The sequence below is a fragment of the Azospirillum sp. VT-I1 genome (assembly GCF_055698305.1).
The window spans coordinates 1,866,802-1,889,381 of the sequence record NZ_CP168800.1; the positions used below are offsets into that span (position 1 = coordinate 1,866,802).

22 protein-coding genes and 1 pseudogene are annotated in these 22,580 nt (G+C 68.2%); 9 read left to right on the forward strand and 14 right to left on the reverse strand.

The window, feature by feature from the left end:
• Positions 1 to 138: 138 nt before the first annotated feature.
• The 7 genes and pseudogenes from AB8P05_RS09025 to AB8P05_RS09055 form a co-directional block, all read right to left on the reverse strand.
• On the reverse strand, positions 139 to 1,050 hold the full coding sequence (locus AB8P05_RS09025) for a ParB/RepB/Spo0J family partition protein (protein WP_472757699.1): 912 nt from the start codon (positions 1,048 to 1,050) through the stop codon (positions 139 to 141).
• Positions 1,047 to 1,844 carry a ParA family protein gene (locus AB8P05_RS09030; protein ID WP_063635622.1) on the reverse strand — a complete coding sequence of 266 codons (798 nt, stop codon included), beginning with the start codon at positions 1,842 to 1,844 and terminating at the stop codon, positions 1,047 to 1,049. The genes AB8P05_RS09025 and AB8P05_RS09030 overlap by 4 nt, the downstream gene beginning before the upstream one ends.
• Before the next feature lie 65 nt (positions 1,845 to 1,909).
• On the reverse strand, positions 1,910 to 2,524 hold the full coding sequence (gene rsmG, locus AB8P05_RS09035) for a 16S rRNA (guanine(527)-N(7))-methyltransferase RsmG (RefSeq protein WP_472757700.1): 615 nt from the start codon (positions 2,522 to 2,524) through the stop codon (positions 1,910 to 1,912).
• The gene (gene mnmG, locus AB8P05_RS09040; RefSeq protein ID WP_472757701.1) at positions 2,521 to 4,401 is read right to left on the reverse strand and encodes a tRNA uridine-5-carboxymethylaminomethyl(34) synthesis enzyme MnmG; all 1,881 of its coding nucleotides are present in this window, start codon (positions 4,399 to 4,401) and stop codon (positions 2,521 to 2,523) included. Before mnmG ends, rsmG begins: the two co-directional genes overlap by 4 nt.
• A 226-nt stretch (positions 4,402 to 4,627) precedes the next feature.
• Positions 4,628 to 5,955, reverse strand: a pseudogene (gene mnmE, locus AB8P05_RS09045) (tRNA uridine-5-carboxymethylaminomethyl(34) synthesis GTPase MnmE).
• 25 nt (positions 5,956 to 5,980) lie between these two features.
• Entirely contained in the window at positions 5,981 to 6,340 is a 360-nt protein-coding gene (locus tag AB8P05_RS09050) for a (2Fe-2S) ferredoxin domain-containing protein (RefSeq protein WP_310110846.1), read from the reverse strand.
• Positions 6,337 to 6,588, reverse strand: a complete 252-nt coding sequence (locus AB8P05_RS09055; protein ID WP_472757702.1) for a DUF6489 family protein — start codon at positions 6,586 to 6,588, stop codon at positions 6,337 to 6,339. The genes AB8P05_RS09050 and AB8P05_RS09055 overlap by 4 nt, the downstream gene beginning before the upstream one ends.
• A gap of 183 nt (positions 6,589 to 6,771) precedes the next feature.
• On the opposite strand from AB8P05_RS09055, the gene AB8P05_RS09060 reads away from it, so the two are divergent.
• The 3 genes from AB8P05_RS09060 to AB8P05_RS09070 are packed head-to-tail and all read left to right on the forward strand — an operon-like array spanning position 6,772 to position 10,370.
• A complete protein-coding gene (locus AB8P05_RS09060) occupies positions 6,772 to 8,823 on the forward strand; it encodes a thioredoxin domain-containing protein (RefSeq protein ID WP_472757703.1) in 2,052 nt (683 codons plus the stop codon).
• Positions 8,824 to 8,841: 18 nt separating this feature from the next.
• A complete protein-coding gene (locus AB8P05_RS09065) occupies positions 8,842 to 9,354 on the forward strand; it encodes a methylated-DNA--[protein]-cysteine S-methyltransferase (RefSeq protein ID WP_472757704.1) in 513 nt (170 codons plus the stop codon).
• A gap of 41 nt (positions 9,355 to 9,395) precedes the next feature.
• Positions 9,396 to 10,370 carry a quinone oxidoreductase family protein gene (locus AB8P05_RS09070; RefSeq protein ID WP_472757705.1) on the forward strand — a complete coding sequence of 325 codons (975 nt, stop codon included), beginning with the start codon at positions 9,396 to 9,398 and terminating at the stop codon, positions 10,368 to 10,370.
• 147 nt (positions 10,371 to 10,517) lie between these two features.
• Here AB8P05_RS09070 and dnaQ read toward each other — a convergent pair whose 3' ends face one another.
• Genes dnaQ through AB8P05_RS09095 form a run of 5 tightly spaced genes read right to left on the reverse strand, consistent with a single transcriptional unit; the run spans position 10,518 to position 14,149 of the window.
• Entirely contained in the window at positions 10,518 to 11,201 is a 684-nt protein-coding gene (gene dnaQ / locus AB8P05_RS09075) for a DNA polymerase III subunit epsilon (RefSeq protein ID WP_472757706.1), read from the reverse strand.
• Positions 11,194 to 11,838 carry a dephospho-CoA kinase gene (coaE, locus tag AB8P05_RS09080; protein ID WP_472757707.1) on the reverse strand — a complete coding sequence of 215 codons (645 nt, stop codon included), beginning with the start codon at positions 11,836 to 11,838 and terminating at the stop codon, positions 11,194 to 11,196. The genes dnaQ and coaE overlap by 8 nt, the downstream gene beginning before the upstream one ends.
• Before the next feature lie 9 nt (positions 11,839 to 11,847).
• The gene (locus AB8P05_RS09085) at positions 11,848 to 12,714 is read right to left on the reverse strand and encodes a shikimate dehydrogenase (protein WP_472757708.1); all 867 of its coding nucleotides are present in this window, start codon (positions 12,712 to 12,714) and stop codon (positions 11,848 to 11,850) included.
• Complete coding sequence (locus AB8P05_RS09090; RefSeq protein WP_455172904.1) at positions 12,711 to 13,313, reverse strand: Maf family protein; 603 nt, start codon at positions 13,311 to 13,313, stop codon at positions 12,711 to 12,713. The genes AB8P05_RS09085 and AB8P05_RS09090 overlap by 4 nt, the downstream gene beginning before the upstream one ends.
• Positions 13,310 to 14,149, reverse strand: a complete 840-nt coding sequence (locus AB8P05_RS09095; protein WP_472757709.1) for a pyruvate, water dikinase regulatory protein — start codon at positions 14,147 to 14,149, stop codon at positions 13,310 to 13,312. Before AB8P05_RS09095 ends, AB8P05_RS09090 begins: the two co-directional genes overlap by 4 nt.
• A 502-nt stretch (positions 14,150 to 14,651) precedes the next feature.
• On the opposite strand from AB8P05_RS09095, the gene hemE reads away from it, so the two are divergent.
• The 4 genes from hemE to rho all read left to right on the forward strand — a co-directional run bounded on the left by hemE (position 14,652) and on the right by rho (position 18,976).
• Positions 14,652 to 15,677, forward strand: coding sequence for a uroporphyrinogen decarboxylase (hemE, locus tag AB8P05_RS09100; protein ID WP_472759327.1), 1,026 nt, complete (start codon positions 14,652 to 14,654; stop codon positions 15,675 to 15,677).
• An 89-nt stretch (positions 15,678 to 15,766) separates the two neighbouring features.
• Positions 15,767 to 16,882, forward strand: a complete 1,116-nt coding sequence (hemH, locus tag AB8P05_RS09105) for a ferrochelatase (RefSeq protein WP_455172906.1) — start codon at positions 15,767 to 15,769, stop codon at positions 16,880 to 16,882.
• A gap of 27 nt (positions 16,883 to 16,909) precedes the next feature.
• A complete protein-coding gene (gene hemJ / locus AB8P05_RS09110; protein ID WP_324867703.1) occupies positions 16,910 to 17,338 on the forward strand; it encodes a protoporphyrinogen oxidase HemJ in 429 nt (142 codons plus the stop codon).
• Positions 17,339 to 17,719: 381 nt separating this feature from the next.
• A complete protein-coding gene (rho, locus tag AB8P05_RS09115; protein ID WP_014249179.1) occupies positions 17,720 to 18,976 on the forward strand; it encodes a transcription termination factor Rho in 1,257 nt (418 codons plus the stop codon).
• Between the two features lie 165 nt (positions 18,977 to 19,141).
• Here rho and secB read toward each other — a convergent pair whose 3' ends face one another.
• Together secB and AB8P05_RS09125 are read right to left on the reverse strand one after the other, a co-directional pair.
• Entirely contained in the window at positions 19,142 to 19,630 is a 489-nt protein-coding gene (secB, locus tag AB8P05_RS09120; protein WP_472757710.1) for a protein-export chaperone SecB, read from the reverse strand.
• A gap of 184 nt (positions 19,631 to 19,814) precedes the next feature.
• Positions 19,815 to 20,432, reverse strand: a complete 618-nt coding sequence (locus tag AB8P05_RS09125) for an FxsA family protein (RefSeq protein WP_472757711.1) — start codon at positions 20,430 to 20,432, stop codon at positions 19,815 to 19,817.
• A 212-nt stretch (positions 20,433 to 20,644) separates the two neighbouring features.
• Between AB8P05_RS09125 and AB8P05_RS09130 the strand changes: the two genes are divergently transcribed.
• Together AB8P05_RS09130 and mltA are read left to right on the forward strand one after the other, a co-directional pair.
• Complete coding sequence (locus tag AB8P05_RS09130; RefSeq protein WP_472757712.1) at positions 20,645 to 21,340, forward strand: Tim44/TimA family putative adaptor protein; 696 nt, start codon at positions 20,645 to 20,647, stop codon at positions 21,338 to 21,340.
• Positions 21,340 to 22,554, forward strand: coding sequence for a murein transglycosylase A (mltA, locus tag AB8P05_RS09135; RefSeq protein WP_472757713.1), 1,215 nt, complete (start codon positions 21,340 to 21,342; stop codon positions 22,552 to 22,554). Before AB8P05_RS09130 ends, mltA begins: the two co-directional genes overlap by 1 nt.
• The last annotated feature ends 26 nt before the right edge of the window (positions 22,555 to 22,580 follow it).

Genomic DNA, 22,580 nt, shown 5'->3' on the forward strand with positions numbered 1-22,580 from the left:
TAACCCTCCCCGCGTTCCGCGGGAGAGGGAACTGCCGCTGTACCGCAACTCTACCCTCTACCGCTGAAGGCGGGGAGGGAGGGACCCGCGCCTTTAGCGCGGGAGGGAGGGGGCAATCAACCTCCCGCCGAAATCGCCTTACTCCTCGCCGCCCAGCCGGTGCAGAACGTCGTCCAGCTGATCAAGCGTCTGGTAGTGGATGGTGATCGTCCCGCGCTGACCCTGGGGATTGATCGCGACCTTCAGCCCGATGCGGGCGGAGATCTCTTCCTCCAGGTTGATCAGGTCGACGTCTTTCACCGCGGGCGCCGCCCCGGATCCGCCACCGGCAGACGCACCCTTCTTGGCCTTGGGTTGGTCGCCGCGCATCAGGTCTTCGGTCTGGCGCACGTTCAGGCCACGGCTCACGACCTCGCGGGCGACCGCGGCCGGATCCGGGGCGGTCAGCAGGGCGCGGGCGTGGCCGGCAGTCAGCGCGCCGTCCTGCACCATCGACTTGACCGGGTCCGGCAGGGCCAGCAGGCGCATCATGTTGGCAACATGGCTGCGGCTCTTGCCGACGGCGCGGGCCAGATCCTCCTGCGTGTGCTCGAACTCCTCCATCAGGCGGCGGTAGCCTTCCGCCTCTTCCAGAGGGGTCAGATCCTGGCGCTGGATGTTCTCGATCAGCGCGATTTCCAGCGCCTCGCGGTCGCTGAGGTCGCGGATGATGACCGGCACCTCGTGCAGGCCGGCGATCTGCGCCGCGCGCCAGCGGCGCTCGCCGGCGATCAACTCGTAGGAATTCGCGTCCTCGGAATCGCGGCGGACCAGCAGTGGCTGCAGGATGCCCTTGTCGCGGATCGACTCGACGAGGCCGCTGATCGCCTCCTCGTCGAACTTCCGCCGCGGCTGGTACTTGCCGGGATGGACGAACTCGATCGGCACCTGTTTGGACTGCCGCACCTTGTCGAGCGCCGAATAATCCTCGGTCGCCTCGCCGAACAGGGCGGAAAGGCCGCGGCCCAGGCTGGCGCGGCGGGCGCTACCTTGCTTGGTGTCATCGATCATGCGGTCAGTCTCTTCTCACGGCGCAGCACCTCGCCCGCCAGATGGATGTAGGCCTGGGATCCGGGGCAGCGCATGTCGTAGATCAGCACCGGCTTGCCGTGCGACGGCGCCTCGGAAACCTTGACGTTGCGCGGGATCACGGTGTCGTACACCTTCTCCCCGAAGAAGCCGCGGACGTCCGCCGCCACCATGTCCGACAGGTTGTTGCGCTTGTCGAACATGGTCAGCACGACGCCGTGGATGTCGAGGTTCGGGTTGAAGGCGCGCTTCACCCGCTCGATGGTGCGGACCAGATGGCTAAGCCCCTCCAGCGCGTAGAACTCGCACTGCAGCGGCACCATGACGGCGTGCGACGCCACCAGCGCGTTCAGCGTCAGCAGGCCGAGCGCCGGCGGGCAGTCGATCAGGACGTAATCGTATTCCAGCGCGCTGTTGGCGACCGCCTCGCGCAGGCGGAACTCGCGGCGCTCGGCACCGACCAGCTCGATCTCCGCCCCCGACAGATCGACCGAGGAGGTGATGATCGACAGGTTCGGCACGGAGGAGGGGGTGGCAGCCTCTTCCAGCGACACGTCGTCGAACAGCACGTCATAGATGCCGACGCGGCGGTCCGAGCGGGGAATGCCGAGGCCGGTGGACGCATTGCCCTGCGGGTCGAGGTCGATCACCAGCACCCGCTTGCCGATGACGGCGAGCGCGGTGGCGAGGTTGATCGTCGTCGTGGTCTTGCCCACGCCGCCCTTCTGGTTGGCAATCGCAACCACGCGGGCAAGGGGACGGGTGACGGCAGACATGGCAGCCTCTCGGGAGTCCGGTTGGCGGGAGGAGGGTGGGGGAACAACAGTGTCAGGCACGGTCTTCACGCACGCTCAAGGTGACTCACACGCAGGATGGTTCCGCTGGGATCGGTGCGGCTGTCAAATCGCTCGGAGTCCATTGTCCAGTATTGCGTGGTGGCGGTCAATTCGTCGTCCAGCGCGGCCCCCTTCAGAAACAGGCACTTGCCGCGCGATCCGATGAAGGGATGGGCCCAGGCGAAGAGGTCGGCCAGTGGCGCCAGGGCGCGAGCGGTGACCACATCGGCTGCGATCCCGTTGACCGTCTCGATCCGCTTGGTGTGGACGGTGACCGGCGCTTCGCAGACACGGGCGACCTCGCGCAGGAAGGCGCATTTGCGCACGTCGCTCTCGATCAGATGCACCTGCGGCACCCCGAGGATGGCGAGCACCAAACCGGGAAAGCCGGCGCCGCTGCCGAGATCGACCAGCACCCGCGTGCCCTCCGGCAGCAGCGGATAGAGCTGGGCGGAATCCAGGAAGTGGCGCTTCCAGGCGTCGGGCAGGGTGGAGGGGCCGACCAGATTGATTTTCGGCTGCCACTTGCGCAGCAAGCCCTCATAGGCGATCAGGCGGTCCAGTGTTTCACGTGAAACACCCGTGGCCTCCTGGAACGCGACCGCGCCGAACCCACTCATTCAGCGGCCACTCCGGACGGCGCCGCATCGCGACGCTTCACATGACGAAGAAGGGCGACCAGTGCTGCCGGGGTCATGCCGGGAATGCGGGCTGCCGCTCCCAGGGTTGCCGGGCGCGACTGGCGCAGCTTCTGCCGGATTTCGGCGGACAGGCTGCCGATGCCGTCGACATCCAGATCGTCGGGCAGGGCGAGAGACTCGTCCTTGCGGAAGGCGCGGATGTCGGCCTCCTGCCGGCCGAGATAGCCGGCATATTTGCCGTCGATCTCCAACTGCTCGGCGATCTCCGGCGCGATCTCGCCCAGTTCCGGCCACAGGCGGGTCAGGGCGGCAAGATCGATGTCCGGGTAACGCAGCAGGTCGGCGGCGCTGCGGCGCACGCCGTCCTGGTTTACCGCGACGCCCTGGCGCGCCAGTTCGGCCGGCGTCGCTTGTAGCGCGGCAACCAGGGCGCGGCCGGCGGACAGCGCAGCGCTCTTGGCAGCGAAGACGTCGCGACGCTCGGACCCGACGCAGCCGATGGCGACACCCTTGTCGGTCAGCCGCTGGTCGGCATTGTCGGCACGCAGCAGCAGCCGGTATTCGGCGCGCGAGGTGAACATGCGGTAGGGTTCGTTGGTGCCCCGGCCGATCAGGTCGTCGATCAGCACGCCGATATAGGCGTCGGCGCGGTCGAGCACGAAGCCGTCGCGATTGCCGCTCGCCACCAGTGCGGCGTTGATGCCGGCCATCAGACCCTGGGCCGCTGCCTCTTCATAGCCGGTGGTGCCGTTGATCTGGCCAGCCAGGAACAGGCGCGGCGCCCGGCGGGTCTCCAGCGTCGGCTTCAGTTCGCGCGGATCGACATAGTCGTATTCGATGGCATAGCCGGGGCGGATCATCACCACCTTCTCCAGCCCCGGCATGCTGGCGAGAATGCCGAGCTGCACATCGCGGGGCAGGGAGGTGGAGATGCCGTTCGGGTAAACGGTCGGATCGTCCAGACCTTCCGGTTCGAGGAAGATCTGGTGCTTCTCCTTCTCGGCGAAGCGGACGACCTTGTCCTCGATCGACGGGCAATAGCGCGGGCCGGTGCCGGTGATCTGGCCGGAATACATCGGGGCGCGATGCAGATTGGCGCGGATCAGCTCATGAGCCTCCCGCGTGGTCCAGGTGATCGCGCAGTCGATCTGCGGTGTGTCGATCCGCTCCGTCATATAGGAGAAGGGCGGGGGCGGGGTGTCGCCGGGCTGCTTCTCCAGCGCGTCCCAGTCGATGGTGCGGCCGTCGAGGCGCGGCGGCGTGCCGGTCTTCAGGCGGCCGAGAGGGAAGCCCAGACGGGCCAGCGTGTCGGACAGGCCGATGGACGGCGCCTCGCCGACGCGGCCGGCGGGGGTGCGCTCCTCGCCGATGTGGATCAGGCCGCGCAGGAACGTGCCGGTGGTCAGCACCACGGCACCGGCGCGGATGGACTCGCCGGCCCCGGTCACAACGCCGGTGATGCGCTGGTCAGCATCGACAATCAGGTCCTCGGCACCGCCGGCTTCGATGAACAGGTTCTCCTGCTCAGCCAGCAGCGACTGCATCGCCTGACGATAGAGCTTGCGGTCGGCCTGGGCGCGCGGCCCGCGAACGGCGGGACCCTTGCTGCGGTTCAGGATGCGGAACTGGATGCCGCCGCGGTCGATGGCCTTCGCCATCACCCCGTCCAGCGCATCGATTTCCCGCACCAGATGGCCCTTGGCCAAGCCGCCGATGGCGGGGTTGCAGGACATCTCGCCGATGGTTTCGACCTTGTGGGTCAGCAGGAGCGTACGCGCACCCATGCGCGCTGCCGCCGCAGCCGCCTCACAGCCGGCGTGACCGCCGCCGACAACGATGACATCAAAGCTTCGCATGCGCGGGACCATAGCGGAATGGCGCGGGGGATCCAAGAGGCGGGGCGGGGATAAGTGGGGTGGAGTGGTCGCTGAATGCCCCCACCCTAACCCTCCCCCGCTGGGCGGAGGAGGGAACTCCGCTGTACCTCCGCAAAAGTTCGGCCCCCTCTCCCGCCCAGCGGGGGAGGGGTGGGGAGGGGCAATTGCCTAGTTACCCACCCGCTGTTTCACGTGAAACACGCCCTCATTTCCCGATGCAGAAGTCCCGGAAGATCACGTCCAGCAGGTCCTCCACATCCACCCCCCGGTGATGCGCCCCAGCGCCCGGCTGGCAAGCCGCACATCCTCCGCCGCCAGTTCGGGCAACGGTGCCTCCAGCGCCCGCAGCAGCGACTCCCGGCATTCGGTCAGCGCCGCACGGTGCCGGGCGCGGGTCAGGGAAGGCGCGCTGCCGATGGCGAGCCGATCGGCGCTGAACTCCGTCAGCTTCTCCTCCAGCACCTTCAGCCCGGCGCCGGTGTGGGCGGAGACGGGGATGGGGGACAGATCCGGCCGCAGGTCCGTAGCGGGCGCGAGGTCGGACTTGTTGAACACCACCACCGTATCGCGGTCGATCAGGTCCAGCGTCGCCGGATCGAGGTCGGGCAGGGTGGTGGCGTCGAACACCGCCACCTTCACGTCGGCCCGCGCTGCGCGGTCACGGGCGCGGCGGATGCCTTCCTCCTCCACCTCGTCGGCGGCGGCTTCGCGCAGTCCGGCGGTATCGGCCAGCACGACCGGATAACCGCCGAGGTCCAGATGCACCTCGATGATGTCGCGGGTGGTGCCGGCGCGGGCGGAGACGATGGCGGCGTCCCGGCGGGCGAGGGCGTTCAGCAGGCTCGACTTGCCGGCATTGGGCGCACCGACGATGGCGATGTGCAGCCCCTCGCGCAGACGCTCGCCCCGGCCGCCGTCGTCGAGATGGGCGGCGATCTCCCCGGCCAGACCGGCGATCACCGGACGGACGGCGTCGGCGACACCGCCGGGCAGATCGTCCTCGGCGAAATCGATGTCGGCTTCGATGTGGGCCAGCGCGCGGGTCAGCCGTTCCCGCCAGCCGTCATAGAGCCGGCCGAGCGCCCCTTCCATCTGCCGCAATGCCTGCCGGCGCTGGGCGGTGGTCTCGGCGTCGATCAGGTCGGCGACCGCCTCGGCCTCCGTCAGGTCGAGCTTGCCGTTCTCGAAGGCGCGGCGGGTGAACTCGCCGGGTTCGGCCAGCCGGAGGCCGGGCAGGGTGGCGAGCGCCTCGATCACGCCGGTGACGACGGCGCGGCCGCCATGCAGGTGCAGTTCCACCACATCCTCGCCGGTGAAGCTGGCGGGGGCGGTGAAGCGCAGGACCAGCGCGTCGTCCAGCGCATCGCCGGTGGCAGGATCGCGCAGCTTGGTCAGCACGGCGCGGCGCGGGTCGGGCAGGGACCGGCCGGTCAGCGCGGCGAGGGCTGATCCGGCCGCCGGTCCCGAAATGCGAACCACCGCCACACCGGATCGGCCGGGGGCGGTGGCGAGCGCGTAGATGGTGGTGGACAAATTGGTGGTGGCCATAGGGGGTGGATCAGCCGCGCTGCTCGGGCCGCAGCTCGCGCTGCTCCGTCGTCAGCATCAGGCGCTCGACGCGGCGGCCTTCGACCAGATGGGTCTGCAGGATTTCGTCCACGTCGCCGGTGCTGTGATAGGTGTACCAGACGCCTTCCGGATAGATGACCAGCGTCGGGCCCAGTTCGCAGCGGTCGAGACAGCCTGCGGAATTGATCCGCACCTTGCCGTCGAAGCCGAGTTCACGGGCGCGGGCCTTCATATAGTCGCGCAGCTTCTCCGAGCCGTGGGCAGCGCAGGATCCGCGCTTGTGCCCATCGGGGCGGCGGTTGGTGCAGCAAAAAACATGGGCTTCGAAATACGGCTTCGGATCGGTCACTTTCTTCCTTCCTGCCCCAGGGCCGACGCCATCTGGGACCAAAACATCTTCTGCATCTGCTCCATGCCCTGGATGCCGGCGGGAAGCCAGATCTTCAGCATGGTCTCCGGGTCCATGGCCTGGAGGTTCGCACGCATCCGCTCCTGGATCTCCTGCATCATGGCATCCTGCATCGGCTTCACGTCGGGCAGGCCCAGGAAGTGCCGGGCTTCGTCCGGGGTGCAGTCGATGTCGACGGTGATTTTCATGGGACCCCCTCCAGAGCCGGAGCCGGGCACCGATCTCGGCACCGGTCCAGGCATTGGCCGATTTGATTTTGGGGTTGAGCGCCGCGGCGGCTCATGCCCCACTATACAGATAGGATGCACTGGCGCAACGCCACCCCGGCGCCACCTATTGAGTCTCGACACACCAACAGATCGGACACCGCCATGCCCGCCACTCCGTTGGGCGCGAACCTGCTAGGCCGGGAGACGAGCCCCTATCTGCTCCAGCACAAGGACAACCCGGTGCATTGGATGCCCTGGGGACCAGAGGCTTTCGCCCGCGCCAAGGCGGAGAACAAGCCGGTGCTGCTGTCGGTCGGCTATGCCGCCTGCCACTGGTGCCACGTGATGGCGCATGAGAGCTTCGAGAATCCGGAGATCGCCGGGCTGATGAACGAGTTGTTCGTCAACATCAAGGTGGACCGGGAGGAGCGTCCGGACCTCGACACCATCTACCAGTCGGCGCTTGCGCTGCTGGGGCAGCAGGGCGGCTGGCCGCTGACCATGTTCCTGACCCCGGATGCCGAACCCTTCTGGGGCGGCACCTATTTCCCGCCGGCGCCGCGCTATGGCCGGGCCGGCTTCCCTGACGTGCTGCGCGGCATCGCCGGCACCTATGCCCAGGAGCCGGACAAGGTCGGCAAGAATGTCGACGCGCTGAAATCGGCGCTCACGGGGATGGGGGAGAACCGGTCGGCCGGCGCCGTCGATGCCGGTGTGCTGGACCAGGTGGCGCAGCGGCTGCTGCGGGAGGTCGACCCCATCCATGGCGGTATCGGCACGGCGCCGAAATTCCCGCAGGTGCCGCTGTTCGAGCTGCTGTGGCGGGCGTGGCAGCGCACCGGGCGCGAACCGTTCCGCGAAGCGGTGACCCACACGCTGGCCAACATGGCGCAGGGTGGCATCTACGACCATCTCGGCGGCGGCTTCGCCCGCTATTCGGTGGACGAACGCTGGCTGGTGCCGCATTTCGAGAAGATGCTCTACGACAATGCGGAACTGCTCGACCTGATGACGCTGGTCTGGCAGGAGACGCGCGACCCGCTGCTGGAGACGCGCATCCGCGAGACGGTCGGCTGGCTGTTGCGCGAGATGATCGCCGACGGCGGCGGCTTCGCCGCGACGCTGGACGCCGACAGCGAGGGGGAGGAGGGACTCTTCTATATATGGAGGGAAGAGGAGGTCGACCGGCTGCTGGCCCCGGCATTGGGCACCGATGGACTGGCGACGTTTAAGCGCGTTTACGAGGTGCTGCCCCAGGGCAATTGGGAAGGTGTCACCATCCTGAACCGGCTGGGCGGCCTGACGCTGGCCGACGGCGCGACCGAGGCGACGCTCGCCAAGGGCCGCGAAATCCTGTTGCGGGCGCGGGCCAAGCGGGTGCGGCCGGGCTGGGACGACAAGGTGCTGGCCGACTGGAACGGCCTGATGATCGCGGCGCTGACCCATGCATCCCTGGCTTTGGACGAGCCGGAATGGCTGGACGCCGCCGGCCGAGCCTTCGCCTTCGTTCGCGACCGGATGGACAGCGGCGGGCGGCTCTGCCACAGCTGGCGGCACGGACAGGGTAAGCATGCCGGCATGCTCGACGACTACGCCCAGATGGCGCGCGCCGCCCTGGCGCTGCACGAGGCGACCGGGGATCCGGCGGCGCTCGATCAGGCGAAGGTGTGGGTGGCGACGCTCGACGCCCATTTCTGGGACGGCGCCAACGGCGGTTACTTCTTCACCGCCGACGATGCGGAAGGGCTGATCGTCCGCACCAAGACCGCCTACGACAACGCCACCCCCAGCGGCAACGGCACCATGCTGGCGGTGCTGACCACGCTGTTCCAGCGCACCGGCGAGGATGCCTATCGCGAACGGGCGGAGGCGCTTGCCGCCGCCTTCTCCGGCGAGCTGACCCGCAACTTCTTCCCCCTGACCACCTTCCTGAACTCCGTGGAACTGATGACGGCGCCGCTGCAGATCGTCATCGTCGGACCGCCCAAGGCGGCGGAGACGGAGGCGTTGCGACGGACGGTGCTCGACCGGTCGCTGCCCAACCGTATCCTGACCGTGCTCGCTCCGGGGGCGGATCTGCCCGCCGGTCATCCGGCACAGGGGAAGGGGATGCGCGACGGGATGGCCACCGCCTATGTCTGCCGCGGCATGACCTGTTCGGCGCCGGTGACCGCGCCGGCGGATCTGGCCGCCCTTCTGGCAACGGGAAACTGACTTCCGGGGAGGAAAGCTATGGCGCGTCTATCCATCGACAGCCCGCTGGGGTCCCTGATGCTGACCGGGGACGGATCCGCCTTGACCTCGGTCGGCTGGGGCCGCTTCGACCATGACGAGCCGGATGCGGTGCTGGTCGAGACGGCGCGTCAGCTGGAGGCCTATTTCGCCGGCCGGCTCCAGCGCTTCGACCTGCCGCTGAAGCCGGCGGGCACCGCCTTCCGGCGGAGTGTGTGGGACGCGATGCTGGCGATCCCCTATGGCGGCACCGCGACCTATGGCGGGATGGCGAAGATGCTGGGCAGCGGGCCGCGCGCGGTCGGCGGGGCCTGCGGCGCCAACCCGATCCCGATCGTCATCCCCTGCCACCGGATACTGGCCAGCGGCGGGGCGCCCGGCGGCTATTCCGGCCATGGCGGGCTGGACACCAAGGCGTGGCTGCTGGCTCTCGAACGCCGGCATGCCGGGCCGGAGGAGTCCGGCAGAGGGCTGGGCAACGGTGCGGCGGCGGAGCAGTTCGCACTGCTCTGAAACGCACGAAAACTCCAAACAAGAAGGGAGACCACACCACCATGGTTCACGCGATCCGCATCCATGAGCACGGCGGGCCAGAGGTTCTGCGCTGGGACGAGATCGAGGTGGGAGAACCCGGCCCCGGCCAGGTGCGCATCCGCCAGACCGCGGTCGGGCTGAACTACATAGACACCTATCACCGCTCCGGCGCCTACAAGCTGCCGGATCTGCCGGCGGTGATCGGCATGGCGGGCACCGGCGTGGTCGAGGCGCTGGGGCCGGACGTCACCACGCTGAAGCTCGGCGACCGCGTCGGCTACGCCATGTCCATCGGCGCCTATGCCGAGAGCCGGCTGATCGCCGCCGACCGGCTGGTGCCGCTGCCGAGCTGGCTCGACGAACAGGCGACGGCGGCCACGCTGCTGCAGGGGCTGACCGCGCAGTATCTGCTGCGCAGCACCTATGTGGTGCAGCCTGGCGACACCATCCTGGTGCAGGCCGCGGCCGGCGGGGTCGGGCTGCTGCTGTGTTCCTGGGCGCGGCATCTCGGCGCCACGGTGATCGGCACGGTCGGGTCGGCGGAGAAGGCCGAACTGGCCAAGGCCCATGGCTGTCACCACACCATCGACTACACCCGCGAGAATTTCGTCACCCGAGTGAAGGACCTGACGGACGGGCAGGGCGTGCCGGTGGTCTATGACGGCGTCGGCAAGACGACCTTCCTGGATGGGCTGGACTGCCTGCGGCCGCGCGGGCTGATGGTGCTGTTCGGTGCCGCGTCCGGCGCACCGGCGCCGCTGGATCTGGGGCTGCTGGCGGCGAAAGGATCGCTCTACGTGACCCGGCCGACGCTTGCGACCTACACCGCCAAGCGGGAAGATTTGATGGCGTCCGCCGCGGATCTGTTCGACGCGGTAAAGAATGGCGGCGTGACCTTCACGGTCAACCAGCGCTTCGCGCTGAAGGACGCCGCGGAGGCGCACCGGGCGCTCGAGGCGCGGGCAACGACGGGGTCGACGGTGCTGGTGCCGTAAGGTTTCGGCCGGCGATTGCCCCCACCCCAACCCTCCCCCGCTGGGTGGGGGAGGGAGCAAGCGCTCATACGGGAGAGTGGCGACAGTCCCTCCCCCGCCCAGCGGGGAGGCTAGGTGGGGGTCTAACGTTCCCCTAATTCCACCCCCTCACTCCACCGCCCAGAGCGGGTTCTTCATCTTCTTCAGCATCTCCGCATGGGCCGCGGCCTCCTCCTCGCTGACGGCGAAGACGCGGGCTTCGCGGAAGGGACGGTCGATGCGGACCGGGCCGGCGGATCCGCTCTTCGACACCGGACCGCCGGCGAAGGACAGGCCAGTCTGCCGGCCGCCCAACAGCTCCAGATAGACCTCAGCCAGCAGTTGGGCGTCGAGCAGCGCGCCGTGCAGCGTGCGGTTGGAGTTGTCGACGCCGAAGCGTTTGCACAGCGCATCCAGGGTGGCGGGCGAGCCGGGGAACTTCTGCCGGGCCATCAGCAGCGTGTCGATGGCACGGTCCTTCGGCATCACCGGATAGCCGGCGATCTTCAGCTCCCAGTTCAGGAAGTGCATGTCGAAGGCGGCGTTGTGGATCACCAGCGGGGAGTCACCGATGAAGGCGACGAAGTCGGCGGCGACATCGTTGAACAGCGGCTTGTCGGCCAGGAACTCCGTGCTCAGCCCGTGGACGGCGAAAGCCTCCGGCGGCATGTCGCGTTCGGGGTTGAGGTAGACGTGGAAGCGTTCACCGGTGGCGAGGTGATTGACCAGCTCGATGCAGCCGATCTCGACCAGCCGGTGACCCTCCTCCGGCTTGAAGCCCGTGGTTTCCGTGTCGAGAACGATTTCACGCATGATGGATCTGCCCTGGTTGATAGCCGCGTGGCGGCCAGTGCCTGCCCGGCCGCCGCAGCATGTTCCGCACAATGCCCTGAAGTACCCGCCGCGTCACCAGCCGACCGGCCCCGGTCGGCACGACATAGTCGGCGCGCCGCCGCTTCTCAGCGTCCGACATCTGGCGGGCAAGGATACCGGCGAACTTCTCCGCCGTCATGCCCGGCCGGGCGAGCACGCGGGCGCGCTGAACCGCGAAAGGCGCGGAGACGACGATGGTCGCATCGACGCGCCGTTCGCCATGGGTCTCGAACAGCAGCGGGATATCCAGCACCGCGATCTTCGCACCACGGCGGGCGGCACGGGCAAGGAAGTCGCGCTGCGCGGCCTGGACCATCGGGTGCAGGATGGCCTCCAGCCGCTTCAGCGCTTCCGGGTCGCGGAACACCGCGGCGCCCAGCGCCGGCCGGCTGACCTCTCCGTCGATCACCACGCCGGGGAAGACGGCGTCGATGGCCGGCACCGCCCGGCCGCCGCGGCCGAGCAGCCCATGCACCACCGCGTCGGAATCACAGACCGGGGCGCCCATCGCCTGCAGCATGCGGGCGGCGGTGCTCTTGCCCATGCCGATGGAGCCGGTCAGGCCCAGCACGATCATGGCGCCGCCTCAGCCTTCCAGAACGAAGCGGGAGAGTTCCGGCGTCACCTGCGGCTCGACGCCGAACCAGGCCTTGAAGCCGGGACGCGCCTGATGCAGCAGCATGCCGATGCCGCCGGCCACCGGATTGCCGCGAGTCCTGGCCTCGGCCAGCAGCGGGGTTTCCAGCGGCACATAGACGATGTCGTTGACGACCGCCGAGACGGGCAGGGCGCGCAAAGGCAGGTCCAGCGCCGGCTGGCCCGCCATGCCCTGGGTTGTCGTGTTCACCAGCAGCCCGGCACCGTCGAGCGCCGTTTCACGTGAAACCCAATCCAGCACCGTCACGCCGCCGTTCAGCCCGACCGCGGCAAGATCCGCCGCCAGCTCCTCGGCGCGGGAACGGGTGCGGTTGACCAGACGGACCTCCGGCGCACCGGCGTCGAGCAGGGCGACCACCACCGCACGGGCGGCACCGCCGGCGCCGATCACCACGGCCGGGCCGCTCTCCGCCGTCCAAGCCGGCTGCTCGGCGCGCAGATTCTCGATGAAGCCGAAGCCGTCGGTGTTGCCGCCCTCCAGCGCGCCGTCGTCGCCCACCACGATGGTGTTGACCGCACCCATGCGCCGGGCGGTCTCGTCTAGCCGGTCGACGGTGCGATAGGCGATCTCCTTCAGCGGCACGGTGACGTTGCAGCCGCGAAAGCCCAGGGCGGGCAGGGCGCGGATGGCCTGCTCGGCACGATCCGGCGCCACCGCCAACGGAACATAGGCGCCGTCGATCCCATACTGCCGTAGCCAGAATCCATGCAGGCGGGGGGACCGCGAATGGCCGATCGGCCAGCCCATCACGCCGGCGACCTTCGCCTTGCCGCTGATTGCATGCACAGCCGTCATTCCCTGCCCACCCCATGCACGCGCAGAAACCCGAGCAGCGGCAGAAGCGGCAGCCCGAGGATGGTGAAGAAGTCCCCCTCGACCCGCTGGAACAGCTGCGCCCCCAGCCCTTCCAGCTGGTAGGCGCCGACGGAGTGCAGGACATCGTCGCCGACGCGGTCCAGATAGTCGTCCAGGAAATCTTCGGTGAAGTTGCGCATGGTCAGGCGGGCGCTGTCGACCTTGTGCCACATCCGCTCGCCATCGCGCACCACCACGGCGCAGCTGACCAGCCGGTGGGTCTTGCCGCGCAGGTCGAGGAGCTGGGCGCGCGCCGCGGCACGGTCGGCCGGCTTGTCGAACCAGCGCCCCTCGCATTCCAGCATCTGGTCGGCGCCGACCACCAGCGCACCGGGATGGCGGCGGGTGATGCGCTGGGCCTTCAGCTCGGCCAAGGCTTCGGCCACCGCGTCGGCCGGCACGCCCTCGGCACGGCCGGCGGCCTTCACCTCGTCCTCGTCGACCAACGGCTTGTCGAGGATGGCGCTGACGCCCGCCTGCTCCAGCATCGCCGCCCGCGTGCGCGAGCCGGACGCCAGCACCAGCAGGGGCGCGCTCACGTCTTCTTTCCTTCCGGGCTGAAATTGCCGCTCTGGCGACGGGCCAGCAGCATCATGATCTCGGCCGCCGTCTCCTCGATGGAGCGGCGGGAGACGTCGATCACCGGCCAGCCGCGCCGGCTGAACAGGCGCCGCGCCTCCTGAACCTCGGAGCGCACCAACTCGGGATCGGCATAGCTGGAGCCTTCGCCCTGGTTGAGCAGCTTCAGTCGGTTGCGGCGGATCTGCACCAGCCGGTCGGGGTCCTTGGTCAGCCCGACGATCAGCGGCCGGGTCAGCAGATCGACCTCCGCCGGCAGCGGGCTGCCGGGCACCAGCGGGATGTTCGCCGCCTTGATGCCGCGGTTGGCCAGATAGATGCAGGTCGGCGTCTTGGAACTGCGCGACACGCCGATCAGCACCACGTCGGCCTCGTGCAGGTCCCAGTTCGATTGGCCGTCGTCATGGGACAGGGCGAAGTCGACCGCGTCGATGCGGCTGAAATACTCGGCGTCCAGAACATGCTGGCGGCCGGGCTGGCGCTGCGATTCCACGCCCAGGAAGGCGGCGAGCGCGTTGATCAGCGGATCGAGCACGGGGATGCAGGGCACCTGCATCTCGCGGCAGAAATCCTGCAGGCGGCGGCGCAGCGTCTCATCGACCAGCGTGAACATCACCAGCCCGTGATTGTCCCGGATCCCCTCCAGGACGAGGTCGAGCTGACGGTCGGTCCGCACCAGATTCCAGAAATGCTCGATCGGCCGGACGTCGTCGAATTGGATGACGCAGGCGCGCGCCACGCTGTTGATGGTCTCGCCCGTCGCATCGGACACGAGATGTAGGTGGAACTCTTTCATCCGTCCCCAACATTCTGTGGAGAACCCGGCCCAGATCTGTGGACAACCGGATCCGCCTGCGTTTCGTCCCGACCGGGGGACTCCTCCTCCCCGATACGGCCAAGGGGAGGACAACTCCGCCGACCGCTTCGGAAGCTGGGAAGATCCGGCCCCGCCCGCGCTGTTATCCACGGGACTCCCGTTCGTCCAGCTATAGCATTTCCGCCGTTTCCCGGGGTAGTGCTCCGAATCGTCCACAGATCCGCGCACATGTCCGCACAAGCCCCCGGATCTGTGGATAGATTCGCGCTGCCCGGGGATCACCGTTATCCACAGCCATCCACCTCATCCTCTTCCTTTCTCCCTTTAAAAAATATAGTGAAGAAGAGGGGATAAACCCGTCCGAGATTCCGGGTCCGATTCCGTGTTGGAATCACGGAATCGAGATTCGCATTCAGGGGAACGCACCGCCTTGTCCGATTCCAGCTCCGCCGTCCAGAATCCGAAGTCCCCGCTGAAGCCGATGCTCGCCGCCCTGGCGGGAGAGGTGCGGTCGCGTCCGCCCTTCTGGCTGATGCGTCAGGCCGGGCGCTATCTGCCGGAGTACCGGGAACTGCGGGCCAAGGCGGGCAGCTTCCTCGACCTCTGCTACAACCCAGACTTCGCGGTGGAGGTCACCCTGCAGCCGCTGCGCCGCTACGGCATGGACGCGGCGATTCTGTTCTCCGACATCCTGGTGGTGCCGCACGCCCTGGGCCAGCCGCTGGCCTATCTGGAAGGGGAGGGGCCGAAGCTGGATCCGGTCCGCAACGTCGAGGACCTGAAGCGCCTGTCGCGCGACCGCTTCCACGAGACACTGGCGCCGGTCTACGAGACGGTGCGCCGGCTCTCCACCGCGATCCCCGAGGGCACGACGCTGATCGGCTTTGCGGGGGCTCCCTGGACCATCGCCTGCTACATGGTCGAAGGGGCGGGGTCGAAGGAGTATGCGCATGTCAAGCGCTGGGCCTACGGCGACCCGGCGGGATTCGGCCGGCTGATCGACCTGATCGTGGAGGTCACCGCCGACTATCTCTGCCGCCAGATCGAGGCGGGGGCGGAGACGGTGCAGCTGTTCGACAGCTGGGCCGGCGTCCTGCCGGTCGGCGAGTTCCGCCGCTGGGTGATCGAGCCGACGCGGCGGATTGTCGCACTGGTGAAGGCCAGGCACCCGAACACGCCGATCATCGGCTTCCCGCGCGGGGCCGGCCATGCCTATGTGGATTACGTCGCCGACGCCGGCGTCGATGCCGTCGGGCTCGACACCACCGTCTCGCCGGTTTGGGCGGCGCGCAACCTGCAGACCCGGCTGCCGGTGCAGGGGAACCTCGATCCGATCATGCTGGCCACCGGTGGCAAGGCGCTGGAAACGGCGACCCGCGGCATCCTGGAGGCGTTGGCCGACCGGCCCTTCGTGTTCAACCTGGGCCATGGCGTGATCCAGTCCACCCCGCCCGACCATGTGGCGGCGCTGACCCGCATCCTGCGCGACTGGCCGGAGCGCGGCTGACCGCTATCCGGGCAAGGGGCTAAAGGACTGAAAAAGCGACGGCAGGGGTCTGGACACAAGCAAGGCGACGCTCCAGTTTAGCGGGCACCATGAGCCAGCAACCTTCCCAGACCTCCGCCGTCCGATCCGCCCCCGCCGGCCGGCCTCGCCGCGTGGCCGTCGTGCTGTTCAACCTCGGCGGTCCCGACGCGCCGGAGGCCGTGCGGCCCTTCCTGTTCAACCTGTTCGCGGATCCGGCGATCATCCGGCTGCCGAACCCGTTCCGCTTCCTGATCGCCAGCCTGATCAGCGGGCGGCGGGCGAAGCCGGCGACGGAAATCTATGCGCAGCTCGGCGGCAAGTCGCCGCTGCTGGAGAACACGCAGGCCCAGGCCGCGGCGCTGGAGGCGGCGCTCGGAGCAGATCCGGGAGCAGATCCGGCGGCCGATGGGGCGGAGACCAAGGTCTTCATCGCCATGCGATACTGGCACCCGATGAGCGCCGAGACGGCCGCGCGGGTGAAGGAATACGACCCAGATCTGGTCGTCCTGCTGCCGCTCTACCCGCAATTCTCGACCACCACCACGGCATCCAGCAACAAGGCTTGGGCCGAGGCGGCGAAGACCGTCGGGCTGACGGCGCCGACCAGGCTGCTGTGCTGCTACCCGACCCAGGCCGGCTTCATCGACGCGTCGGCGGACCTGATCCGCCCGCTGTACGAGGCCGCCAAGGCCCATGGCACGCCGCGCGTGCTGTTCTCCGCCCACGGGCTGCCGAAGAAGGTGGTGACCGGCGGCGACCCCTATCAGTGGCAGTGCGAGCGTACGGCCGAATCCATCGCCGCGGCGCTGGGCATCGAGCATCTGGACTGGGTGAACTGCTACCAGAGCCGCGTCGGCCCGATGGAATGGATCGGCCCCAGCACCGACGCCGAGATCCGCCGCGCCGGGCAGGACGGCGTGCCGATCCTGGTGGTGCCGATGGCCTTCGTGTCGGAGCATTCCGAGACGCTGGTGGAGATCGAGATCGAATACCGCCATCTCGCCAAGGAGGCGGGGGTGCCGCACTTCACCCGCGTGCCGACGGTGGGGGTGCATCCCGGCTTCATCGACGGGCTGGCCCGGCTGGTGCGGCAGACGGTCGCAGGCAAGGCGGCGATCTGCTCGCAGAAGGGCGACCGGATCTGCCCGTCCAACTTCCCCGGCTGCCCGCAGGCGCGGCGCTGAACCGCAACCAGAGAGGGGACACGCCCGGTGCTGTACGAATGGATCAAGGCGCTGCACGTCATCAGCATCATCGCCTGGATGGCGGGGCTGCTCTACCTGCCGCGCCTGTTCGTCTACCATTGCGAGGTGCCGGCCGGATCCGACACGTCGGAACGCTTCAAGGTGATGGAACGCCGCCTGCTGCGCGCCATCATGAACCCGGCGATGATCGCGGCGTATGTGTTCGGCATCGCCATGATCGTGCTGACGCCGGAATGGATGAAGCAGGGCTGGCTGCATGCCAAGCTGCTGTTCGTCCTGCTGCTGACCGCCAGCCACATGATGATGGCCAAGTGGCGGCGGGAGTTCGCCGAGGACCGCAACACGCGGCCGCAGCGCTTCTACCGTATCGCCAACGAGGTGCCGACGCTGCTGATGATCGGCATCGTCATCTTCGTGATCGTGAAGCCCTTCTGACCGGCGGCAGGTGATCGCCCTGTCTTCCATCTCCCGGAAAAAGCGGAATCCGCCACCGGCGCGGGTTTCGCTTTCGTTTGACTTGCGCCCGCCGATCCGATAACCATGTCAGGACCACGGGGTTTTCGCCCCGCGGCCTCCCACGCCCACATCTGCCGATCCGACGCTCTGTTCTTGAGCCGGGCCTGGTGGCTGGCGACCCGCTCCCGTGCGACCATTTTCCGGACGCCCTGGCGTGCGATCGTCCAAGCGCCACCCGCTGCCCACCCGACGCGACCGCGTTGCGGCACCCGCCGCCCCCAACCGCCGTCGGCCGGGATTCCAGGCACTTCCCATACCCCCAAGGCCACTCCCCCGCATGACGATTTCACAGGCAATCCGATGCATCTCCAAGAGCTGAAGTGCAAAAGCCCCGCCGAACTGCTGGCGTTCGCGGAGGAGCTGCAGATCGAGAACGCGAGCACGCTGCGCAAGCAGGACATGATGTTCGCGATCCTGAAGCAGCTGGCCGAAAACGACATTCCGATCTTCGGCGACGGCGTTTTGGAGGTGCTGCAGGACGGGTTCGGTTTCCTGCGCTCGCCGGAAGCCAACTATCTGCCGGGTCCCGACGACATCTACGTCAGTCCCAGCCAGGTGCGCCGCTTCGGCCTGCGCACCGGCGACACGGTGGAAGGGCAGATCCGCTCGCCCAAGGACGGTGAGCGCTATTTCGCCCTGCTGAAGGTCAACACCATCAATTTCGACGCGCCCGACAAGGTCCGTCACCGCATCAACTTCGACAACCTGACGCCGCTCTATCCGGAGGAACGCATCCGGATGGAGGTCGAAGACCCCACCAAGAAGAACCTCACCGGCCGCATCGTCGACCTGGTGGCGCCGCTCGGCAAGGGGCAGCGCGGGCTGATCGTGGCGCCGCCGCGCACCGGCAAGACGGTGATGCTGCAGAACATCGCCCATTCGGTCGCCACCAACCACCCCGAAGCCTACCTGATCGTCCTCTTGATCGACGAACGTCCGGAAGAAGTGACGGACATGGCCCGCTCGGTCCGCGGCGAGGTCATCAGCTCCACCTTCGACGAGCCGGCCACCCGCCACGTCCAGGTCGCCGAAATGGTGATCGAGAAGGCCAAGCGGCTGGTCGAGCACAAGCGCGACGTGGTGATCCTGCTGGACAGCATCACCCGTCTGGCCCGCGCCTACAACACCGTGGTGCCGTCGTCCGGCAAGGTGCTGACCGGCGGTGTCGACGCCAACGCCCTGCAGCGGCCCAAGCGCTTCTTCGGCGCCGCCCGCAACGTGGAGGAGGGCGGGTCGCTGACCATCATCGCCACCGCGCTGATCGACACCGGCAGCCGCATGGACGAGGTGATCTTCGAAGAGTTCAAGGGCACCGGCAACTCGGAGATCGTGCTGGACCGCAAGCTCTCCGACAAGCGCACCTTCCCGGCCATCGACATCTCCAAGTCCGGCACCCGCAAGGAGGAGCTGCTGGTCGACAAGGGCACCATGTCGAAGATGTGGATCCTGCGCCGCATCCTGATGCCGATGGGCGTGACCGACGCGGTGGACTTCCTGGTCGACAAGCTGAAGCACACCAAGTCGAACAACGAGTTCTTCGAAAGCATGAACCAGTAAGGACCGGGTCCTGGTCCTGACAGACCTCATGACGCTGGAAAGGATCCCTTCTCCCCCCGGGGGGAGGGGGAACCGCCGGTTGGTTCGAAGAAGAGCATGAAAAAGGGCGGGAGCCTTTCGGCCACCCGCCCTTTTCTTTTCGGCTCCGTCCGATCCGGCTTCGGATCAGAACGGGGGCTGCTGCGGCTGCTCGGCCTGCTGGGCCGCCTGGCGGTGATACAGCTCGGCGAAGTCGATCGGGTTGATCATCAGCGGCGGGAAGCCGCCTTCGCGGGTCGCGCTGGACACGATGGCGCGGGCGAACGGGAAGATCATCCGGGCGCCTTCGATCATCAGGACCGGGCGGTGATGCTCTTCCGGCAGGCCGGGGAACTGGAACAGGGCGCCATAGGACAGCTCGACCAGGAAGGCCACGGCCTCGCCCTGGCGGGCTTCGCAACGCAGGTTCAGCGTCAGCTCGTAGATGTCCTCGCCGACCTTCTGACCCTGGACGTCGACGCCGATGTTCACCTGCGGCTGCGGCTGGTTGGGCAGCAGGCTCTGCGGGGCGTTGGGGTTCTCGAACGAGAGGTCCTTCACATACTGCGCGAGGACATGCATCGGCAGCGAGGACGCCTGCTGCTGCTCGGCGCCGTTGCTCATCTGATCGGACATAACGGACTCCTAATCGCCGGCCCTCCTCCCGGCCCAGGTCCCGGCTTGGGGCAGGGCAGGGGCGGCGGGCCGACCCGGATGTGAGGTGACAGGGTTTGGTTCGCGACGGTTGTGCCTTCGCCCAAAGGGCTGGCTATCACGGATCGGCCGTCCTGCCAACGGAAACCACCGGCGGGAGGGCGGCTCAGCGCCGCTCATCCGGGCGGTGCTTCCCCCATTGTGAATCGGTCAGCCGCGGCGCGTCGCCGTCCGCCTTCCCATCGCCATTCCCGTCGCCGGGCGTGACGTCGCGGTAGTCGGCGTCGATGACGCCGGGTGCGGGGCGGAAGGGATCGTCGGCCCGGCGGGAATCATGGCGCGGACCGTCGGCCCCGAAACCCGCCTCGCCGAATCCGCCCGCCCCGAAACCGGGCCGTCCGCCGGTCCCGCCCATGCCGCTCCCGCCCATGGTGAAGACCGGCATGCCGGCGCCGATGCGGCCGAGCAGCCAGCGGCCGATGCCCCGGCGCAGCGGGCCGACCAGCAGGACCAGCCCCAGGATATCGGTCAGGAAGCCGGGGATGATCAGCAGGATGCCGGCGAGCACGGCGCAGAAGCCGTCCAGCACCGTGCCGATGGGCGCCTCGCCGCGGGCCGCGGCGGCCTGCGCGCGGGTCAGCGACGCCAGGCCCCGGTGGCGGACCAGCAGCACGCCCACCACCGCCGACAGGGCCAGCAGCCCGATGGTCGGCCCGGCGCCGATCCAGTCGCCGACCTGGATGAATCCGACGATCTCCAGGATCGGCAGAAGAAGGATCAACAACAGGGGATTCATGGTGTCCTTGCTCTTCGGGCTCGCTGCCCCTATCTAGGTTTGGATAGGTCGTCCGGTCGAAATGCCGGCCTCCCGATCCGGATGGCGGTTTCTGACGGGCAAGCAACACGTAATGCCGCCTGTCCGCAAGGTCCAGAGGCGGGACCGATGGCGATGCCGCCGCCGGTCGGACCGTTCAGCAGGTCAAATCGCTCAAGTCGTTGGAAGGAACAGATGATGGGAGATGGGTTCGTGTTCATCGAGATCGTGATCTTCGCGATGATCGCGGCCTTCCTCGTCTATCGGCTGCGCAGCGTCCTGGGCCGCCGGACGGGGAGGAGCGTCAGCGCCCCAACCCCTTCACCCCGGCCGCCGGTGCGGCGAAGCCCGACAATGTCGTGCCCCTGCCGGAGCGCAACCGGCCGCGTCCTGATGTCGCAGTCTCTCCGGACGAGCCGCTGTCGCTGGCGGCCTCCATCGACCAGATCCGGGCCGCCGACCCGACCTTCGACGAGAAGCATTTCCTGGAAGGCGCCAAGGCGGCCTTCTCGATGATCGTCGATGCCTTCGCCCGCGGCGACACCGCCACGCTGCGCCCGCTGCTGGCCGACGAGGTGTACGAGAGCTTCGCCCGCGTCATCCGCGACCGTCAGGCCGCCGGCGAGCAGCACGAAGCGCGCATCGAGTTCGTGCGCGAGGCCGAGGTGGTGGAAGCCCGGCTGGATGCCGGCCGCACCGCGTTCGTCACCGTCCGTCTGGTCACCGATCAGGTCAATGTGGTGCGCGACCGCAACGGCACCATCGTCGACGGCGATCCCAAGGAGCTGGTGGAGAACGTCGACGTCTGGACCTTCGCCCGCAACATCCGCTCGCGCGACCCGAACTGGTCGCTGGTCGAGGTGCGTCCGGTCCAGTAATGATCCTCCGTCATCGTACCGCATTCAGCGCCATCGCCCTCTTCGGGGCGGTGGCGTTGCTGTTTTCGGCCTGTACGCCGAAGGACGAAACGAAGCGGGAGGAGGCCAAGCCGCCGCCCGACGCGCTGACCCTGGCGCCGCTGACCTTCGCCGATCTGCCGGGCTGGCGGACCGATCCGGTCGCCCAGGCGATCCCGGCGCTCGCCCGCTCCTGTGCCCGTTTCAGGACGCAGCCGGCGGATCGGCCGGTCGGGCCGAACGGGGTGGCCGGCACCGTCGGCGACTGGCAGGGCCCCTGCGCCCGGCTGGCGGATCTGCCGCCCGGCGACGATGCCGCCCGCGCCTTCTTCGAGGCCAACTTCACCCCCTATGCCGCCGGCAACAACGGCGCGCGCGAAGGGCTGTTCACCGGCTATTACGAACCCGAGCTGGAGGGCAGCCGCCGGCCAGATCCGGCCTATCCCGTGCCGCTCTATCGCCAGCCTCCGGACTTGGTGATGGTGGACCTCGGCGATTTCTCTGACCGCTGGAAGGGGGAACGCACCGCCGGCCGGGTGGTGAACGGCCGTTTGAAGCCCTATGAGGACCGCGCTGCCATCGTCGCCGGTTCGCTCAAGGGCAAGGGGCTGGAACTGGTCTGGGTGAAGGACCCGATCGGTGCCTTCTTCCTGCAAATCCAGGGGTCGGGCCGGATCCGGCTGGCCGAAGGCGGCGAGATGCGCGTCGGCTATGCCGCCCAGAACGGCCACAAATACGTCGCCATCGGCAAGGCGCTGATCGACCGTGGCGCACTGAAGCGGGAGGAGGTCTCGCTCCAGACCATCCGTACCTGGCTGCTCGCCAATCCCGATCAGGCGGCGGCGGTGATGAACGTCAACCCGTCCTATGTCTTCTTCCAGCCGCTGACCGGCGACGGCCCGAACGGCGCCCAGGGCGTGGCGCTGACGCCGGGGCGCAGTCTGGCGGTGGACTCCAAGTTCATGCCCTACGGCGCACCGGTCTGGCTCGATGCCGAGGACCCGCTGGACGGCCAACAGCGGCTGCAGCGGCTGCTGATCGCCCAAGACACCGGCGGCGCCATCCGCGGGCCGGTGCGCGGCGACGTCTTCTGGGGCCATGGGGCGGAGGCGGAGCAGAAGGCCGGTGTGATGAAGAGCCGCGGCACTTACGCGCTGCTGCTGCCGAAGAGCGTGACGGTGGCGGCAGGCGGGTAGGGGAATGTTTCACGTGAAGCGGGGGC

Excerpts from the sequence above, each read along its gene's own strand:
- AB8P05_RS09025 (WP_472757699.1), bottom strand. The coding sequence starts at position 1,050 with ATGATCGATGACACCAAGCAAGGTAGCGCCCGCCGCGCCAGCCTGGGC.
- AB8P05_RS09030 (WP_063635622.1), bottom strand. The coding sequence starts at position 1,844 with ATGTCTGCCGTCACCCGTCCCCTTGCCCGCGTGGTTGCGATTGCCAAC.
- rsmG (WP_472757700.1), bottom strand. The coding sequence starts at position 2,524 with ATGAGTGGGTTCGGCGCGGTCGCGTTCCAGGAGGCCACGGGTGTTTCA.
- mnmG (WP_472757701.1), bottom strand. The coding sequence starts at position 4,401 with ATGCGAAGCTTTGATGTCATCGTTGTCGGCGGCGGTCACGCCGGCTGT.
- AB8P05_RS09055 (WP_472757702.1), bottom strand. The coding sequence starts at position 6,588 with ATGAAAATCACCGTCGACATCGACTGCACCCCGGACGAAGCCCGGCAC.
- AB8P05_RS09060 (WP_472757703.1), top strand. The coding sequence starts at position 6,772 with ATGCCCGCCACTCCGTTGGGCGCGAACCTGCTAGGCCGGGAGACGAGC.
- AB8P05_RS09065 (WP_472757704.1), top strand. The coding sequence starts at position 8,842 with ATGGCGCGTCTATCCATCGACAGCCCGCTGGGGTCCCTGATGCTGACC.
- AB8P05_RS09070 (WP_472757705.1), top strand. The coding sequence starts at position 9,396 with ATGGTTCACGCGATCCGCATCCATGAGCACGGCGGGCCAGAGGTTCTG.
- dnaQ (WP_472757706.1), bottom strand. The coding sequence starts at position 11,201 with ATGCGTGAAATCGTTCTCGACACGGAAACCACGGGCTTCAAGCCGGAG.
- coaE (WP_472757707.1), bottom strand. The coding sequence starts at position 11,838 with ATGATCGTGCTGGGCCTGACCGGCTCCATCGGCATGGGCAAGAGCACC.
- AB8P05_RS09085 (WP_472757708.1), bottom strand. The coding sequence starts at position 12,714 with ATGACGGCTGTGCATGCAATCAGCGGCAAGGCGAAGGTCGCCGGCGTG.
- AB8P05_RS09095 (WP_472757709.1), bottom strand. The coding sequence starts at position 14,149 with ATGAAAGAGTTCCACCTACATCTCGTGTCCGATGCGACGGGCGAGACC.
- hemE (WP_472759327.1), top strand. The coding sequence starts at position 14,652 with ATGCTCGCCGCCCTGGCGGGAGAGGTGCGGTCGCGTCCGCCCTTCTGG.
- hemH (WP_455172906.1), top strand. The coding sequence starts at position 15,767 with ATGAGCCAGCAACCTTCCCAGACCTCCGCCGTCCGATCCGCCCCCGCC.
- rho (WP_014249179.1), top strand. The coding sequence starts at position 17,720 with ATGCATCTCCAAGAGCTGAAGTGCAAAAGCCCCGCCGAACTGCTGGCG.
- secB (WP_472757710.1), bottom strand. The coding sequence starts at position 19,630 with ATGTCCGATCAGATGAGCAACGGCGCCGAGCAGCAGCAGGCGTCCTCG.
- mltA (WP_472757713.1), top strand. The coding sequence starts at position 21,340 with ATGATCCTCCGTCATCGTACCGCATTCAGCGCCATCGCCCTCTTCGGG.